General features: G+C 36.9%; 13 protein-coding genes, 4 tRNA genes and 5 pseudogenes. 9 read left to right on the forward strand and 13 right to left on the reverse strand.

What is annotated here, in order from left to right:
* Nucleotides 1–299 precede the first annotated feature (299 nt).
* The 6 genes and pseudogenes from rplI to rnr form a co-directional block, all read right to left on the reverse strand.
* Nucleotides 300–753: pseudogene (gene rplI, locus ACLKMH_RS04700) on the reverse strand (50S ribosomal protein L9).
* Nucleotides 754–769: 16 nt separating this feature from the next.
* Nucleotides 770–997: a 30S ribosomal protein S18 gene (rpsR, locus tag ACLKMH_RS04705; RefSeq protein ID WP_101107902.1), complete on the reverse strand. Its 228-nt coding sequence runs from the start codon at nucleotides 995–997 to the stop codon at nucleotides 770–772.
* 9 nt (nucleotides 998–1,006) lie between these two features.
* Nucleotides 1,007–1,312: a primosomal replication protein N gene (gene priB, locus ACLKMH_RS04710; RefSeq protein WP_413701051.1), complete on the reverse strand. Its 306-nt coding sequence runs from the start codon at nucleotides 1,310–1,312 to the stop codon at nucleotides 1,007–1,009.
* An 8-nt stretch (nucleotides 1,313–1,320) separates the two neighbouring features.
* Nucleotides 1,321–1,702: pseudogene (rpsF, locus tag ACLKMH_RS04715) on the reverse strand (30S ribosomal protein S6).
* Nucleotides 1,703–1,947: 245 nt separating this feature from the next.
* Nucleotides 1,948–2,690, reverse strand: a pseudogene (rlmB, locus tag ACLKMH_RS04720) (23S rRNA (guanosine(2251)-2'-O)-methyltransferase RlmB).
* A gap of 39 nt (nucleotides 2,691–2,729) precedes the next feature.
* Nucleotides 2,730–5,209 (reverse strand): annotated as a pseudogene (rnr, locus tag ACLKMH_RS04725) (ribonuclease R).
* A 216-nt stretch (nucleotides 5,210–5,425) separates the two neighbouring features.
* Between rnr and ACLKMH_RS04730 the strand changes: the two are divergent.
* The 6 genes from ACLKMH_RS04730 (at nucleotide 5,426) to ACLKMH_RS04755 (ending at nucleotide 8,695) form a co-directional block, all read left to right on the forward strand.
* Nucleotides 5,426–5,502: transfer RNA gene (locus tag ACLKMH_RS04730), tRNA-Arg, on the forward strand.
* Nucleotides 5,503–5,544: 42 nt separating this feature from the next.
* Nucleotides 5,545–5,620 (forward strand) — tRNA-His (locus ACLKMH_RS04735).
* A 128-nt stretch (nucleotides 5,621–5,748) separates the two neighbouring features.
* Nucleotides 5,749–5,825 (forward strand) — tRNA-Pro (locus ACLKMH_RS04740).
* A 121-nt stretch (nucleotides 5,826–5,946) separates the two neighbouring features.
* A tRNA-OTHER gene (locus ACLKMH_RS04745) sits at nucleotides 5,947–6,042 on the forward strand.
* Between the two features lie 860 nt (nucleotides 6,043–6,902).
* Nucleotides 6,903–8,114: an FIST signal transduction protein gene (locus ACLKMH_RS04750; protein WP_413701052.1), complete on the forward strand. Its 1,212-nt coding sequence runs from the start codon at nucleotides 6,903–6,905 to the stop codon at nucleotides 8,112–8,114.
* Entirely contained in the window at nucleotides 8,102–8,695 is a 594-nt protein-coding gene (locus ACLKMH_RS04755) for a GGDEF domain-containing protein (RefSeq protein ID WP_413701053.1), read from the forward strand. The genes ACLKMH_RS04750 and ACLKMH_RS04755 overlap by 13 nt, the downstream gene beginning before the upstream one ends.
* Before the next feature lie 164 nt (nucleotides 8,696–8,859).
* Here the strand turns inward: ACLKMH_RS04755 and ACLKMH_RS04760 are convergent, their stop codons facing one another.
* The 5 genes and pseudogenes from ACLKMH_RS04760 to proB all read right to left on the reverse strand — a co-directional run bounded on the left by ACLKMH_RS04760 (nucleotide 8,860) and on the right by proB (nucleotide 13,442).
* Nucleotides 8,860–9,660 (reverse strand): GGDEF domain-containing protein, encoded by an 801-nt coding sequence (locus ACLKMH_RS04760; protein ID WP_413701054.1) that lies wholly within the window; start codon nucleotides 9,658–9,660, stop codon nucleotides 8,860–8,862.
* Between the two features lie 274 nt (nucleotides 9,661–9,934).
* A complete protein-coding gene (locus ACLKMH_RS04765) occupies nucleotides 9,935–10,123 on the reverse strand; it encodes a hypothetical protein (RefSeq protein ID WP_413701055.1) in 189 nt (62 codons plus the stop codon).
* A 61-nt stretch (nucleotides 10,124–10,184) separates the two neighbouring features.
* Entirely contained in the window at nucleotides 10,185–10,949 is a 765-nt protein-coding gene (locus ACLKMH_RS04770; protein ID WP_413701056.1) for a substrate-binding periplasmic protein, read from the reverse strand.
* Between the two features lie 346 nt (nucleotides 10,950–11,295).
* Entirely contained in the window at nucleotides 11,296–11,931 is a 636-nt protein-coding gene (locus ACLKMH_RS04775) for a hypothetical protein (RefSeq protein WP_413701057.1), read from the reverse strand.
* Between the two features lie 382 nt (nucleotides 11,932–12,313).
* Nucleotides 12,314–13,442 (reverse strand): annotated as a pseudogene (proB, locus tag ACLKMH_RS04780) (glutamate 5-kinase).
* A gap of 285 nt (nucleotides 13,443–13,727) precedes the next feature.
* Here proB and ACLKMH_RS04785 point away from each other — a divergent pair.
* From ACLKMH_RS04785 to ACLKMH_RS04795, 3 genes are all read left to right on the forward strand, one after another.
* Nucleotides 13,728–14,204, forward strand: a complete 477-nt coding sequence (locus ACLKMH_RS04785) for a prepilin-type N-terminal cleavage/methylation domain-containing protein (RefSeq protein WP_413701058.1) — start codon at nucleotides 13,728–13,730, stop codon at nucleotides 14,202–14,204.
* Between the two features lie 370 nt (nucleotides 14,205–14,574).
* Nucleotides 14,575–14,745: a hypothetical protein gene (locus tag ACLKMH_RS04790; protein WP_413701059.1), complete on the forward strand. Its 171-nt coding sequence runs from the start codon at nucleotides 14,575–14,577 to the stop codon at nucleotides 14,743–14,745.
* A gap of 290 nt (nucleotides 14,746–15,035) precedes the next feature.
* Nucleotides 15,036–15,344 (forward strand): putative quinol monooxygenase, encoded by a 309-nt coding sequence (locus tag ACLKMH_RS04795; RefSeq protein ID WP_413701060.1) that lies wholly within the window; start codon nucleotides 15,036–15,038, stop codon nucleotides 15,342–15,344.
* Nucleotides 15,345–15,359: 15 nt separating this feature from the next.
* On the opposite strand, the gene ACLKMH_RS04800 is transcribed toward ACLKMH_RS04795, so the two are convergent.
* Together ACLKMH_RS04800 and uxuA are read right to left on the reverse strand one after the other, a co-directional pair.
* Complete coding sequence (locus ACLKMH_RS04800; RefSeq protein ID WP_413701061.1) at nucleotides 15,360–16,562, reverse strand: MFS transporter; 1,203 nt, start codon at nucleotides 16,560–16,562, stop codon at nucleotides 15,360–15,362.
* Between the two features lie 193 nt (nucleotides 16,563–16,755).
* Nucleotides 16,756–17,958: a mannonate dehydratase gene (uxuA, locus tag ACLKMH_RS04805; RefSeq protein WP_413701062.1), complete on the reverse strand. Its 1,203-nt coding sequence runs from the start codon at nucleotides 17,956–17,958 to the stop codon at nucleotides 16,756–16,758.
* Nucleotides 17,959–17,982 lie beyond the last annotated feature (24 nt).

Here is a 17,982-nt window from a genome sequence, read left to right on the forward strand (position 1 = left end):
CCTGTTTTTAAGCAGAGAATTATGGCTATTTTGTAGGTCATTTTGTGTCATCTAAATGCACTCATTAATTTTCGAGGTGTTATAAAGAAAGCGTAGTAGATTAGCGAAAGAATAAAAAAGAAATATGCTTAGGAATTGCGATAGGTCACTATTTTTTAGCGATATTGATAAGCAATGATAAATGTTTGCTAGAAAAGCGCTTTATGCTGAAATAAGTGATAAAAAAGTATTAATGCTAGACAAAAAAATACCCGCTCGAAAGCAGGTATTTTCATACTTATGAAGTGCTTAAAGGAAGATTACTCTTCGCCAACAACTTCAATAGTAACAACAGTTGAAACATCAGAATGCACAGAAACTGTGATTTCGTATGTACCAGTGTTACGTAAAGCGCCTTCAGGAAGACGAACTTCACTTTTAACAACAGCAACACCAGCAGCTGTGATTGCATTAGCAATATCACGCGTACCGATTGAGCCGAATAATTTACCTTCATCACCAGATTTAGAAGCGATAACAACTGCTTCTAGAGCTTCAAGTGATGCGCCACGCGTTTCTGCAGCAGACAAGGTTAGCGACTTGTTTAGCTTCTAATTCAGCACGACGTGCTTCAAAAGCTTCTAAGTTTGCTTTGTTTGCTGGTACAGCTTTTTGCTGTGGGAAAAGAAAGTTACGTGCGTAACCTGCTTTAACATTCACTTTATCGCCAAGTTTACCAAGGTTAGCAACTGTATCTTGTAGGATAATTTCCATAATCTATAGCTCCTATTTACTTGTGTAAATCTGTGTAAGGGATAAGTGACAAGTAACGTGCACGTTTGATAGCGCGCGCTAGTTGACGTTGGTATTTTGCACTTGTGCCAGTAATACGGCTTGGTACGATTTTACCACTTTCAGTGATGTAATTTTTTAACGTAGCTACGTCTTTGTAATCAATTTCGCTAACACCTTCAGCAGTGAAGCGACAGAATTTACGACGGCGGAAGTAACGAGCCATGGTAGTTCCTCAAATTTGTTCTATGTACTGAGCGTGCAACACTAATTTGCCAATATTATTGGCACTTTTTTGAAAAGTGATAAAACCACTAATCTTAAGTTGCATACCTTTCGATAATTTATTTTTTAACTGAACAGCGAGATTTCCACTAATAACAATGGGCATATAACAATACGCATTGCGAGGTAACTCGACTTCTTTTTGTACTGAGCGATGTTCGATTGTAAAATGACAATGTTCAACACCACTTGGACTAACTTTGAATGTTGGCTTTTCAGTCACAACACCCGATAGGCACAAAAAGTTTTCAGTCACTAAGTTTCTTATGCTTCAGCAGTTGCTTCTGGTGCGACTTCTGGACGCGGAGCACGAGGAGCACGCTCTTCTTTTGCTTTAGCGACAACAGATGCTTCAGTAACAGCAGCCTTTAGTGCGCATGATCATGTTGCGGATCACTGCATCGTTGAAACGGAAAGCATTTTCCAATTCATCGATTACACTTTGGTCTGCTTCAATGTTCATAAGTACATAGTGTGCTTTGTGAAGTTTGTTAATTGGGTAAGCCAATTGACGACGGCCCCAATCTTCTAGACGATGGATCGTGCCACCAGCTTCTGTAATAGATGCTGTGTAACGTTCGATCATACCATTTACTTGTTCACTCTGATCTGGGTGAACCATAACTACGATTTCATAATGACGCATATAAAAATCGCTCCTTACGGGTTAGTAGCTTCTTGACTTGGATCAGCCGTACCAAATAGAAGCAAGGAACAAAAAGAGTGGCTGATTTAAGGTGGCAAAGTGTACATTTAAGTAGCAGTTGGTGCAAGGGATATTTTAGAAAAGAAAGCTTAAAGGCGATGAAGGCTAGAGGGCTGGAAGGCATCAAAAAAGCTAGAATAATTTATTGCTTAAAGCCTTCTAGCTTTTTTATCTTATAGCCTTTTCTATCTTCTCTGACGTACAACCTCAAACAAACAGATGCCCGTTGCAACGGAAACATTCAAACTAGAAACAGCACCGGCCATTGGTAACTTAATTAATTCATCACAATGTTTCGCGTGTTAAACGACGCAGTCCTTTACCCTCAGCGCCCATTGCAATCGCAATACCCCCTGAAAACTGACAGTCATAGACGTTTTGTGTTGCTTCACCCGCTGTGCCATACAACCAAATACCTTTTTCCTGTAAATCACGCATACAGCGTGCAAGATTGGTAACATGAATAAGGGGTATCGATTCAGCTGACGCCACAGGCGACTTTACGTACTACAGGCGTCAAACTAGCTGAATTATCTTTCGGAATAATAACAGCATGTACACCAGCGAGCATCAGCACTACGTAAACAAGCTCCTAAATTATGAGGGTCAGTCACACCATCTAAAATCAGTAGAAAAGGGGCTCATTTAAGTTTGTAAGAATAGGGTCTAAATCATTATCTGTTAATATTTTAGCCGCTTTGATACGCGCAATTACCCCTTGATGTTGTTCTCCGTTAGATTTCTCATCTAATGATTTACGTTGCATCGCTTGAACAGATACTCCCCATTGTTGGGCTTTTTCGGTGATATCGGTTAAGCGTTGATCATCACGTCCCTTTAACGTGTAAATTTCAATTACACGTTCAGGTTGTTTTTCTAATAAGGCATCAACAGCATGCATGCCATAAATTAGTTCACTTTTACTCATTATTTGTCTCTCTGTATTACTAATTCTTAATTTTTGGTATTACTGGCTTTTGCTCTCGCGCGAGCTGACTCTACCCGGGCGTTTCTTTTTGGTGGTGTTTTTTCTTTTTAGAAGACGCGGTATTTTTCTCACCTTGAGCAACTTTATTTTTTGGCTTTTTTTCTGTTTATTAGCCGCTTTCTTACTGGCTAATTGTTGTGCCTTTGTTTCTTTATCATCGCTTGATTGTTTTCCGCTTTTTTTATTTTGCGCACGTTTATCTATTGGGCGTTCATTTTGATTTCTTTTATCGCCTTTTTTTAAACCGCGTCGACGTTGGCCAGCTAGGGCTTCATCGTTTAATTCGAAATCAATTTTTTTATCATCTAAATTGACTGATAATACTCTCACTTCTAATACGTCACCAATACGGTATGTACGGCCTGTACGCTCTCCTTTAAGAGTTTGCTTACCGGCATCGAAAATATAATAGTCGCTGATCAGCCCAGTTACATGTACTAAACCATCAATGTGAATATCGTTTAACCTCACAAAGAAACCAAAATTGGTCACGGCGACAATAGTACCCACCATCACATCACCGATGTGATCTTGCATATATTCACATTTTAATGCATCTGCTACATCACGTGTTGCGTCATCGGCACGACGCTCAGTCATTGAGCAGTGTTCTCCTAATTGGGTCATTTCATCATGTTGATAATGATAGCCACCGGTTTCCGTCCATTTCGATTTTAATTGTCCTTTTTCCTGATGCTGAACAAGATATTTAATGGCACGATGAAGAATAAGATCGGGGTAGCGTCGAATGGGCGAGGTAAAGTGAGAATACTCGCCTAATGCTAAACCAAAATGGCCTAAGTTTTCATCTTGGTAAACCGCTTGTTTCATAGAGCGTAATAACATGGTTTGTAAAAGTTCTTGGTCATCACGGCCAGCAAATACTTCAGCTAAGTCCGCATAATCACGAGGAGCTGGTTTGTCGCCACCTGTTAAGCTTAAACCTAGCTCGGAAAGGAAAGAGCGGAAATTACTCAGTTTTTCTTCACTTGGTGTTTCATGCACACGGTAAAGGGTCTGTCGCGGCTTGCTTCTTCGATTAATCGTGCCGAGGCAACGTTGGTCGCAATCATGCACTCTTCAATGATTTTATGCGCATCATTTCGTACCAGTGGCACAATGGATTCGATTTTACGTGCTTGATTAAATAAGAAACGTACTTCCTGCGTTTCAAACTCCATACCACCACGAATTTTACGTGCTTTTTTGAATGCTTTATAAAGGTGCTCAAGCTCTTCTAAATGAGGCACTAACGGATTGTATTGCTCACGTAATGCTTCATCATCATCGAGGATCTTCGCTACTTTTGTATAAGTAAAGCGTGCATGTGATTTCATTACAGCTTCGTAGAACTTATAATCTTTTAATTGACCTTCTGCGCTGATTACCATTTCACTGACCATGCACAAACGGTTGACTAAGGGGTTAAGTGAACAAAGCCCGTTAGAGAGAATCTCAGGTAACATGGGGATCACTTGATCTGGGAAGTAAACTGAGTTGCCTCGATTAATTGCTTCTTTATCTAGAATAGTTCCATTACGAACATAATAACTCACATCTGCTATCGCTACCCACAGACGCCATCCCCCACCAGGTTCTTTTTGGCAGTAAACTGCATCATCAAAGTCACGTGCATCTTCACCATCAATGGTAACTAAGGGTAATTCACGCAAATCAACACGGCCTTCAATCGCGTGATCAGGCACAAATTCACCAAATACTTTCAATTCCTTTTCTAAACCATCTGGCCATTCATGGGGAATATCATGCGTGCGTAGCGCAATCTCAACTTCCATTCCAGGTTCCATATCCTGACCAAGTACTTCGGTAATTTTACCAAGTGCACTAAAGCGTGCTTTAGGACGATTAATGATTTCAACGACAACAATTTGTCCGTGTCGAGCGCCACCATTATTTTCTTTGTTAATTAAAATTTGTTGATTGATGCGAGAATCATCAGGGATCACCATTGCCACGCCATCTTCAACAAAATAACGACCAACTATAGCGCCAGGAAATGGAGTTAACAAACGTACAAAGCGTGCTTCAGTACGACCGCGGGAGTCAACTTTAACAGGTCGCACTAAGACTTCATCACCATGAAAAAGAAAACGCATTTGATGATTAGGTAAAAAGAGATCTTTTTCTTGGTCTGCACATCTTAAAAACCCAAAGCCATCTTTATGTCCAATAACGATACCTTTAACAAGATCAAGCTTCTCAGGAAGGGCATAAGTAGCATTACGGCACCATACAAGTTGCCCGTCACGCTCCATCGCTTTTAAACGTCGACGCAAGCCTTCTGCTTCTTCTTCACTGCTTAATGAGAAAGCACTGAAAATAGCATCACGAGTGATAGGTTTTGCTTGTTTTTGCATAAATTCTAAAATGAATTCACGACTAGGAACTGGATGCTCGTAGCTTTGTGACTCTCGTTCGATGTGTGGGTCTTGTATCATATTGAAGGCTCTAAATTATTTAAGTGGGTAAAGTATACATTATTTATTAATTATAAGTGCGCTATGTTGCAATGATGAATAAACAGGAGAAATCTTAAAAATAACCTTCATTTGCTCGAACAATAGGCAATCGAACGTTATTTTTTAAATTTCTTTTAAAAAGAGTAGACAGAAATTCAAAGCTTCAGTAATATTCGCGCCACGCTAAAGACGTGAGCACCCGTAGCTCAGCTGGATAGAGCGTTGCCCTCCGGAGGCAAAGGCCACAGGTTCGACTCCTGTCGGGTGCGCCATTACTTCGGAAGATAACAACTTGTCTTTATCGTAATTTAGTGGCGGATGTAGCTCAGTTGGTAGAGCCCCGGATTGTGATTCCGGTTGTCGCGAGTTCAAACCTCGTCATTCGCCCCATCTTTTCTTTAGATGTAAAACTAGATTTGGTGGTTAGCTCAGTTTGATAGCGCACCTCCAGTGTTTGGATAAGAGTTGGACCAGGGGATACCCCGTCAATTTCCAAGTACAAAAAGAAGTAACATTTTCGGTGATTAGCGCAGCTTGGTAGCGCACCTGGTTTGGGACCAGGGGGTCAGAGGTTCGAATCCTCTATCACCGACCACCTTTTAAGAATCCGCTTAACTTCTAGAGTTAAGCGGATTTTTTCGTTTTAGCGAACCTTTAACCCAGAAATACTAAACGGATACACCGTCAATTTCCAAGTACAAAAGCAGTAACATTTTCGGTGATTAGCGTAGCTTGGTAGCGCACCTCCAGTTCCTGGAAAAGAGCTGGACCAGGGGGCTTGTTTATTGGTTCGAATCCTCTATCACCGACCACATTTAGAAAAGCCTGTAATACTTCAATGTATTACAGGCTTTTTGCTTTATAGATTCTCTAATCGCGAAAACCTCTGGGGCCTTCATTGGTTCGAATTCTCTATTACCGACCACTTTTGAAAAAAACGCACTTGTTGCGGTTTTTTTTCGCCTAGAATTTGAGGTGATTAGCGTAATCGTAGATTCTTATGTGCGCTAAAAAGACTGCTCAGACACCAAGCTGTCGCTTGAAAAGACTGCTCATAAACAAAGCTACGCTTTTTCGCCGCTCCATCTATCACCGACCACCTTTTAAGAATCCGCTTAACTTCTAGAGTTAAGCGGATTTTTTCGTTTTAGCGAACCTTTAACCCAGAAATACTAAACTGATACCCCGTCAATTTCCAAGTACAAAAAGAAGTAACATTTTCGGTGATTAGCGTAATCGTAGATTTTTTTGTACGCAAAAAAGATTGCTCAGACACCAAGCTGTCGCTTGAAAAGACTGCTCATAAACAAAGCTACGCTTTTTCGCCGCTCCATCTATCACCGAGCATATTTAGAAAAGCCTGTAATACTTCAATGTATTACAGGCTTTTTGCTTTATAGATTCTCTAATCGAGAAAACCTCTGGGGCCTTCATTGTTTCGAATACTCCATCACCATTCACATTTAGCTAATCTTTCTTGTCCTCAAATAAAGTTAAAACTAATCACTTTTTGAAAATATAAACCTACTGAACTAAGCTAAATTAATATATTTGCTTAATATTCATAGGCCACAGAAATGCGATAGAAAGGTAATGTAAAGTGCATTGTGCTTTCTCTGTTAATAAGAGCAAATAACCTTAATATTTAAAAAACTGTGTCAATGAGTGATATATGAAAGCGACTAACCATAATTATAAAAGCGTTGATGATTTGCAACGTAATTTGGATTTATCTCAGGTTGATTCAAAAAATACACTATTACAAGTATTTAGTGGTTTGGTGAGTGAGTCTGAAGTCATTGCTATTCAGTCTATTGTTAAAGAAAAATGCCAAGATATTATTTTTATTGGTGTTACAAGCGCAGGTGAAATCAATCATGGTGAGATATTTCAAAATAGTATCTCTGTTTCTATTATGGAATTTGAGAGCACTTATTTTGAATCTAATTACTTTTATCATGATGATGATTATGAGCTAGGCAAAAATATTGCAACCACAAGCTTTAAACCCGATACCAAAGTAGTAATTATATTCATCGAAGGGCTTTTAACTAATGGCAATGAAGTGATCGATGGTATTTCATCTATTAATTCTACGACTCCCATTGCAGGTGGGATGGTCGCAGAAAATGGTCCTTTAAAAAGCACATTTTTATTCAATAATGATGGGGTTTATCATAAAGGGGCGGTTGCTGTTTCTCTCAATAGTGAGGTTTTAAAAGTATTTACAGATTATCAATTAAACTGGCAACCTATTGGTAAATTTATGACGGTCACTAAAGCCGAAAAAAATCATCTTTATGAAGTTGATAATATTTCAGTCAGTGATATGTATAAAAAGTATTTAGGAGATGTTGTTGGCAATGGCTTACCGCATTCTGCAACAGAGTTTCCACTACTTAAAATTGAAGATAATGGAATAGAGATATGCAGAACATTTACTCATAAATTTGAGGAAGATGGTTCTTTGTTATCTATTGGAAATTTGAATGTAGGAGACAAAGTTAAACTGGCATTTGGTAATGTTAATTTAATCCTTCAAAAGGCTAAAAAGAATATTCATGAATATTCATCTCTAAATTTAGATGCTATTTATACCTATAGTTGCGCATCTAGGCGGGCTTTTTTGCAATCAGATATTGTCCAAGAGCTACAGCCTTTACATAATGTTGCTCCTATATCAGGTTTTTTTACTTTTGGTGAAATTTTCCATAAAAACGCGAAAAACTCTTTCCTAAATATTAGTCTCTCAATCCTTGGTCTATCAGAAAGTACTGATGAACAGATTGTTAATAAAGTGAATATCGAAGCTGAAAATACAACTTACGCAGAAGAAGAAAAGAATTTTTTACAAATAAGCATTTTATTGTATTGGATGCTCTGACAAATTTATCAAATACGGTCATTGAAGAGTTAAATAGTGCGAATAAAAACTTGGAAGAGGCGCAAAATAAATTAATTGAGCAAGCTAATCATGATTATCTTACAAATTTATATAATAGAAGGTATTTTAATGAAGTGGCGCAAATATTTTTACAGGCGACTAAAAGAGAGCGCCATGACTTTAGTGTCATGATGTTAGATATTGATAAGTTTAAAAATATTAATGATATATATGGACATCTTATCGGTGATGAGGTGATTAAATCCTTATCTGCAATATTAATAGAAAGCACAAGAGCTACTGATATTGTAGCCCGATTTGGTGGAGAAGAGTTTGCCATTTTATTCCCATCTGCTGATATCCAAACCTCATTTGAAATTGCCGAAAAATTAAGGTTAATTGTCAAAAATAAAACCATAAAAATAGATGCTCATCAAATAAAATTTACCATTAGTATTGGCATTTCGAGTATTAATTATCGTCATGATAGTCATATAACAGAAGCACTAGATAGAGCAGATAAGGCGCTTTACGAAGCAAAAGAAAATGGACGAAATAAAACGGTTATATTTTTAAAATAATGTATAAATTCACATACACATTAACGCTTGTTTTAGTGAGCATCAAAGGTGAGGTATATAAAGTTTAGCAAAAGTAACATGTCCTTTTACCTAAAACTAAACAACATTTATTTCAGAAGTCTTGATCCTATATTTAATAAAATTAGTGGCATCAACTTGTAATATTAGGGTACAGCCAAGGTTGAAACACTAATTGTGTTCTTGCCTTTATGTTTAGAAGAATAGAGAGCTTGATCTGCATGTGAGAGTAATTGGTTTTCTAGATCCTTTACCTTAAGGTGTTCAGGCCCTGACTTTACCATTCCAAAAGAACAGGATGCATTAAAATCATAAGGGGCGACACCAAAAGAGGTTTCTGCAATGTGCTTTCTGATATTTTCTATAACAGCAGTCGCTTGATCATCCTTCTGACGTCCAATTAACAAAAGGATAAACTCATCACCACCTAATCGTGCAAAACAATCTTTCGGTTGGATTGCATTGATTGTAATAGTTGCGATCTGCTTTAGAAGCTGGTCCCCATTCGCATGGCCATAGCTATCATTAACCTTTTTAAAATTATCTATATCAAAGATGCAGAGATACAATTTATTAGAGTCACTTTGTTGCATCTCTTGGATCGCTTCTGATAGCCGTATTTCAAAATAGCTACGTGAGAAGGCTTGTGTTAAATGGTCGTACATCAGGCGGTTGCTTAATAGACGCCTATCTTCATAAAGATTATCAATATGGAAAATTAAGATCCATGCAATGCTACAGGTGACTAGAAAAGATCCCACCCAAGTTAAAGGAGGTAAATCTACTATCTGAATCCCTGTCAGTGCATCACCTAAACCGGTCACCATCCATATACTAGCCGCAATAAGTGATAGTTTTACCGCTTGGCTGGATTGTTTATTAGGGTTGTTTTGTTGAAGTCGATAAATTTGAATAAGAATTACCATGCAATATACAGATAAAGCCAATATCCAAGCGCCCCATAGTTGAAACAAAGGACCAAAGGCTAACCCGGTATAATATTGTGATGTAGAATAGAATGCTTTTTCTAAAAAATATTGATTAGGTAGCAAACATAATAACGAAAAAAGAGTGGATATGGCATAGCACCATCGAAGTGATTTTTGAGCACTATAATTAAAATAGGAAATATAAAAATGTATACTTAATAGAAGAGTAAACATTGAAGTAATTATCGTCACCCGATTAGATACATTAAGATAATCTAGATTTTCACTGGAATTAATGAGAACCAGCAAAAGCACCTAAAAATACGGCACTGACAAGTGCTGAGATAGAGAAAACAAAATAATAATAAACCGTCTCTTCGTGGCGAGAATTAAGACGTTGGTATAACAATAAAAAGAAGCTACCCAGAAATAAGCTGATGCTTGAAGTGATAATAAAAGGCAACGATGAAACCTGAATCATTCTGTCTTCCTGTATGGTGGAAAGAGTACTCTCTTCTGTAATGCTCTAAAATATGTATTCATTATTCAAATTTGAAGTATTTGTGTAAAATATCATCAACAATGTTTTCCTCGATGAGTGCAAGAGTTGCTTCTCTGAGTTGCTCCACTTTAGTTATGTATTCTGATTTATTCGACAGTAAAAACCAGACTTCACGTTGCCCTAAAACATATTTTCCCGATAAATTAACCTCATCATTCATACCTAATTCACTTATGACAGTTAATCCAAGGCTATTTCCTGCGATTGCATCAATTCTGCCTTTTTTGAGCATTTCTAATCCATGCTTATAGTTTGATACTTCAAGGAATGAAATATTCTTATCATTATCTATTGCTTCGTCTAATTTTGCCCCGCGAACTTTACCAATGACTATCTTTGTTAGGTCATTATAATTTTTTAGTGTTAGGCCTTTTTTAGGAATAATAATAGTTTTTGATGTAAGTAACTTAGCAATATAAATAACACTTTTGTCGAGATCACTTTCACTTGCCAATATTCCTCCGTCATGTCCTCCTAGTTCAATACTGCGTTTTGCTCTTGCGTAGGGAAGTAATTTTTTATTCATGCAAAAACCAGTTTTTCTTTCTAGGGCATTCAAAAAATCAACATGAAACCCCACTACTTTTCCTGTTTCATTAAGGTAGCCTGCTGAAGCATTAAAGACGATATGCATGCTTAGACATTTTTTATCCTCTGTCGGCAAATTAGCTAGTGGCTTTGCAAAGAGCAAGGAAGTGAAAAGAAAAGTTATAAGCATCAGCAGAATGCTTTTAAATTGAAACATAGCTACCTTATAAGTGTGAGCGTTTGTTTTATTTAGCAAATGATTTGATCAATATAGTGTGAGTATAGGAGGGAGAGGTTATTTTTACCAAAAATAGTAAAAAATAACCTTATTTAAAAGGATTATTAGTAACCTTTAAAGTGCTTTAATAAAATGAGTCTGTACTAATTCACAGAACTCCGATAAATATATTTTTCATAATCGCTGTTAATGCCGTTAATAAATGGGTTTTCAAGGGAGAAAATTTTACGTTTATCTAAATTAATAAAGTTAATACTTTTTCCATAGTGTTGTCGCCATAAACGTTTAAGTGAACCATCCTGGTAGGCTGTAATTAACCCTGCTTTTATTCTCTGTATCGCTTTAGTATTGGATTTGTGGGTAAAAAAGAAACGAGGAAGGGGTAATATAAAGCAATTCTTTGATCGTAAAAGAGGTTATCAATACTTGAATTAGCACGATATTCTTTGAGGAGTTCATTTGTACCACGGGCAAAAAGGTCAAAGCGATTTTTGCTCACCATATTAAATAGGCTTTCATAGGCACTACCGGTAATTACCTGAAAGCCATTATGTTTTAAAATATCTGTATCTAGCCAGCCAATTCCTTGCCCAATAGTTAGTTTTTTAAGTTGTTCTAGCGTGTTCACTTGCTCAAGTTTAGCCTGTGCATTTGGAGCAACAAAAAAGACACGATACCCTACAATACCTAAGTCAACAGGGAAGTCGACATAACCAAATTCTTCTAGTCGTTTTTTTGTTACTGATTGTTTAGCAAAAAAGTTACTGAGTTGATTATGTTGAAGAGCCCTTAGCGATCTGCCTGTATTCATTTTATCTGTGAATATTAACTGATAGGGGCCATGTGACGTGACAGTTTTTTCTAATGCAAGGCGAAATAAAGCCTCGCTATAATCGCCTCGAGTATCATTTTTGCTTTCTTTGCCTCGGTAGGTATAAATTTCTGATGAAAGGGAAGGCATGCTGAATGCGCATAACAGTATAGTTACGATAGAAAATCTAAAAAAATTTATACTTAATATATGCAAATTTTTCCCTCGCCGTTTTATAGTCAATTGGCGTCAATCTAAATGAGCTAAGTAATACCAATTGTAGTTTGTTATTGTAAATTTGTTAGTGATTATCATTTTACAGAGTAGGTATTCAACGGGGGAATGATAGGAAAAACTTTAATTATCGGTTGAAAAATTATATAGAGCTTTGTTTTTTATGTTTTTTTAAAAACAATTATGTGGGTTAAACCAGTAAAATAGATTTCTTTATTCTTTCTATGAGTGTAAAAATAAAAAGGGTGTGACATTGCTGACACACCCTTTTGTAAAAGAAGCTGATATTTTCGTATGCTTAAGATTTCTCTTCTTGCTCAGCTTGATCTAGGATTGCTATATTTTTATCTGAAATTAGTGGGCCGGTTTGATGTTGTAAATCATTGCCATTTTCACCATTTTCATAATCGTTAATGAAACTGAGTAAGCGACTACTGTAATTAGCTTCTGCTTTAGCAACATGTTTACCATCGTCACTACGAACTAAAATAGTGTCGCCAGCAGAGAAGTCTCCATGTACTTCTAAAATTTCATTACTGGTTAATTGTTCACTATTTTCATCAAAAGGCTGGTCTAAATTTGATTCAATAACAACTTCGCCCTGAGCTTTTGATGTATGTGTCATCCAATGAAGCTCTTCTTGCATTGGTAGGTCATAGGCGGTAAAAACGGTTCCCGGATTAACACCGCTCATTAATTGCTCAAAGGAACTTTCTTTGAAGCCATTAATAATATAGGTTCTAATGCCGTGTGAAGTTGCTTTTACGGCGGCTTCGATTTTAGTTTTCATACCCCCTGTACCAACACCATCAACCTGTGCACCACCAGCCATGGCATAAATCTCTTCACCTATGTGCACTACTTCTTTGATCATTTTTGCATCATCATGAGTGTGCGGGTTTTTATCGTATAAGCCATCAACATCTGAGCAAATAATTAATGCATCAGAGTCTCGTCACTGCCGCGACCATCGCAGAAAGGTTATCGTTGTCACCTACTTTTAGTTCATCAGTTGTAACAGTATCGTTTTCATTAATGACAGGCAGAATACCATGATCAAGTAAGGCAAAAATAGTTTCACGAATACTTTCATAACGTTCTCTATCTTGTAAATCTCCCTGTGTGAGTAGGATTTGTGCTGTAGGGAAATCAAAAAAACGATCCCAAGAGGCCATCATTTCGTTTTGTCCTGTCGCCGCCATGGCTTTTTTGATTGCGATGGATGGATTTTTTGTATTACCAAAAAAATGTGCCCCGACAGCTACAGAGCCTGATGATACTAGAATGACCTGTGTGCCCATATCGCGGCATTGAAGAATGAATTTTGCTATGTGTAAAAGGTATCGAGAGCTTGTTCCCTTTCTATCTGGTGAGATCAAGGCGCCGCCTATTTTGATGGTAAGGCGTTTCCATTGGTGATTCTTCATAGTTCCTCATTTTATTGATGTAACATGATTTCGTCATACTCTATTAAAAAGCTAAATCATCATTTAAGATGTCTTTTTTATGCAATTAAAAACAATACGTTACTTAGTAGCATAAAGATCAAGTAATAATACCTTAGCTTTTTAATATGACTATTGTACTATTTTTATGTGATCTATGTTGGATAAATTTTGATTAACAAAGTTTGTTCAACAAAGATTTTTGTTGAATTTACATCTTAACCTACTATAGCTATAGTAAAAGTAAGGTAAATTTGGAGTGGTCTTTTGAACAAGCAGTCTGGTTTCACGTTAATTGAATTAGTTATAGTGATTATTATTTTAGGTGTTTTATCTGCCGTGGCTGTGCCTAAATTCGTTAGTTTGCGTAATGAAGCGAAACTAGCCACCATAAAAGATTTAAAGGCCACTTTAGAAACAGCTTCGACATTTACTTACACGCGATCAATGATAGAAGGTTTGGGGAACTTAGCCGATGAAACATTATCATCGGGTGTTAAGATCAGATATGGTTACCCTTATGCAACGCAAACGAATTTAAAAGAACTAATCGATATTAATGAAGATGATTGGGAGATGACTTCTTCATCATCTCCAAGGACAGTTGTTTTTGCTTTTTATTCTGATGCTGAGGATATGAGTGTCGCTGAAATTATAAGTAGTACAGAACTGTGCAAACTGGTTTATACAGGGGCTGACAAAGGCGAACGACCAGATATTAGTATTTCAGGTTGTGATGACTAAAGAGACTTCTTTCTTAAATAGAGAATAATATTAATACAGAATTTTTTGCAATACTTTTCTCTAAGATTATATCTACAAACTAAATCCTATATTTCCCACTTTAATTACATAAATCTTTGTCTTTTACGTCGATTTTAAGTAATCAATCTATTCAATATTTGTTTTTCATATGAGTTTTTTCAGCTTTAAATAGCTTCTAAGTCAGTTGGTGAGAGCGAAGTTATTGATTATTAAATCAAAAAATAAAAATTCCTCATTTGTGTTATTTTTTTAAAATAAATATCATCGTTTTGTTGATCTGTGTCACACAACGGAGTATTATTTGTGATGAGCGTCACATTTAAATAAACAAACTAAAAGGAACAAAATTATGAATACTACAACTTTCACTACATCAAATAATTCAATTTCTTCAGATAAAACTGAAAAAATGGAAAAAAGCACAACACTAATTGATAATGTTACTGAAATCATGACAATCATTTCAATGTGGGCAGTTACTGCGACAGTAATTGGTTTAGTTAGCCTTACTTGGGTGTAAACATTCACCCTCAAATGATTTAGTTTTATAGCAAAATGGTTTGTCGCCAGTCAGAGAGATAAGTATTCCCGCCTCCAAGGCGATATTAATTTATTAGATGGCTAAGCACTCACGACAAAGTAAAAAATACTTAGATAACAACTTATTGAGGCCACGCCTTAATATTTTAAACTTCAGTCTACTCCTCTTATTTCCAAGCATTTGTAAATGTTTGCTGGATAAACTTTTGCGTTTTTATACTATCTTTAATAAAGTCTTAAACCAGATTAAATTCTATAAATGGACCTAATATGTTAAGTGTTATCGCAAGCATTTTGATTAAAGAATCAAAAGTAGACCAATTTAAAGATATTTTTATAGAAAATATCCCTAATGTATTAGCTGAAAAGGGCTGTTTAGAGTATCGCATTACGGTTGATTTTGATACCGGATTTGAGCAACAACTTATTGAAAGTAATAGTGTTACCATTATTGAGAAATGGAATACTTTTGAAGACTTTCATAACCATCGTTTAGCACCCCATATGATTCAACATAAATTAAAGGTTGAAGACTTAGTTGAGTCTGTTTCTATTAAGGTACTACAGGAAATCAGTTAATTAGTACGATTGTTATTACTCCGATGTCGCTGTCATTTTAATATCTCTAGTCGCTAATGCTGAAAAGCAAGTGCATATTACAGCAACTACTGCAATCAGTAGTATTGGTATTGTCCATGAACCACTTTGTGCGTAGGTTTTCCCCACGATTGAAGGGCCTGTTGTTGCAAGTGCATAACCTATGCCCTGTGACATACCGGAAAGAGATGCGGCTTGACTACCGTTAGATGTACGCAAGCCGATGAAAGAGAGAGCAATAATAAAAGTAGAGCAGTTACCCAATCCGAATAATCCTACCCAAAAAATAGCAAAATCAGGCAAGTAAAGTAACCCAATTAACCCAACAAAGACACTTGAAGAACAAAGTATTATGAGTAATTGCTGGTGGTTCTTTTTGGCAAGAATAGGCAATAATAGAATGCCGGGTAACATGGTTGAAAATTGCAGAAAAGCATAAATATAACCAGCATCGATTTCACTATAACCCAAATTGTTGAGTATTTTTGGTAACCATCCGGCTAATGCGTAGAAAGTAAATGAATTTAAACCTAATGTTAGTGTGACCTGCCAGGCGACACTGCTAGTTAATAAGTCACGCATTGAAAATACGACATCTGTATTTTGTTGTTGTTTAACCTTGGAAGCTCTATTTCTTAATTTTGGTAACCAGATAGAAAGAGCAAGTAAGGGAAAAAGCAAATTCATAATCAACGCTAGTTGCCAACCAGTTAGGTTAAATAGAGTTAAATGTGAAAAGTGGACCATTAGACTAGAGCTTAATGTTGAACCTATGCCCATGGTAAAAATATAAAGTGAAGTGATCAGGGCAATTCGCTCAGGAAAGTTGATTTTCACTACAACAGGTAATAATACATTGCCGATAGCAATGCCTATACCTATTAAGACCGTACCTAAGTAAAGCGTTGTCACCATCCCCCAAGAGCGAAGAATAATACCTGAAGTAATAAGCAATAGAGCAAGTAACAAACTTGGCTCTAAACCTAGTCGGCGTGATATTTTAGTTACCAAAGGAGAGAATAATGCAAAGCTTAATAGGGGTAATGCAGTTAAAAAACCTGCTGATGAAGAGCTTAAATGCAAGTCTTCCATGATCTGAGCAAGCACGGGGGCCAAGCTAGTAAAGGGAGCTCTTAAGTTAAGAGATAAAAATAAGACTCCTAAAATAGCAATAATAAAGGTTCGAAGCGTGGTGCTCATGAAGTGGCCTTGCAAGTAAGAAGTCGAAAAATCCTGTCAGCTTACAGTTGATTAACTAGAGGCACAATTAAAAATCATTTAATTGTGATGGATTTTTTTATTGTTTTTGATGCTTTGATTATAAATAAAAAATTATAAGTGGAACTTTAGTTCTAGTAAAACAATAAACGCCCGAAGTAAATTTATCGAGCGTTTATGCCTTTCTTACGTTAGCTTTCGCTAAAAAAGCTTGTTTAAGTGCAGATTCCATTCCTCGCACTTCTGCTAAGCCTTTTAAGCGACCAATCGCAGAATAACCAGGGTTGGTTTTTTTACGCAGGTCATCAAGCATTTGGTGACCATGATCTGGGCGCATTGGAATTAAACGACCATCGCCTTCTTTTGCACGTCGATTTTCTTCTGTCAGCATTGCCATCACCATGCCATACATATCAACATTTCCAGCCATGTGTGAAGCTTCATGGAAACTCATTGGATTATCTTCACGCTGGGTAGAACGTAAATGGGTAAAATAGACACGATCTGCAAAGGTTGTTGTCATTTTAACTAAATCATTGTCAGCACGTACACCATAAGAACCGGTACACATAGTAATACCGTTAGACTTATTGGGTACTTTATTTACTAACCATTGAATATCATCAATAGTCGAAACAACACGTGGTAAACCTAAAATTGGGCGTGGTGGATCGTCCGGATGAATAGCAAGGCGTAAACCATTAGCATCACAAATTGGTGTGATTTCAGCTAAAAAGGCGGCTAAATGCTCACGCAGACGATCACTATCAATACCTTCATAACGATCTAGTTGAGTTTGAAACTCTTCAAGCGTATAACCTTCTTCTGCGCCTGGTAAACCAGCAATGATATTGCTAGTTAATTTATCGATATCAGCTTGGCTCATTGCTTCAAAATAAGCTTTCGCTTGTAGTTGCTCTTGTTGGCTATAATCATTGCTCGCATTTGGGCGTTTTAAGATAAACAACTCAAAGGCGACAAAGGCAATTTGGTCGAAGCGAAGTGCTTTAGAGCCATCAGGCATTTCAAAATCAAGGTCAGTACGCGTCCAGTCAACAACAGGCATAAAGTTATAACAAATAGTATCAATGCCACATTGTGCTAGGTTTTCAAGCGTTGTTTTATAATTGTCTATCCACGTTTGAAATTGACCTGTACGCGTTTTAATCTCTTCATGCACAGGCACGCTTTCAACCACTGACCAATTCATTCCCTTAGCTTCAATTTCGGCTTTGCGTTTCTTAATTTCTTCAACAGGCCAAATCTGCCCATTTGCAATGTGGTGTAATGCGGAAACGATACCCGTTGCACCTGATTGCTTAATATCATCGAGAGAAACGGGATCATTTGGTCCGTACCAACGCCATGTTTGTTCCATTTTAGTAGTCCTTACTTAATGTCA

The sequence above is a fragment of the Psychromonas sp. KJ10-10 genome (assembly GCF_047323245.1).
GTDB lineage: Bacteria > Pseudomonadota > Gammaproteobacteria > Enterobacterales > Psychromonadaceae > Psychromonas.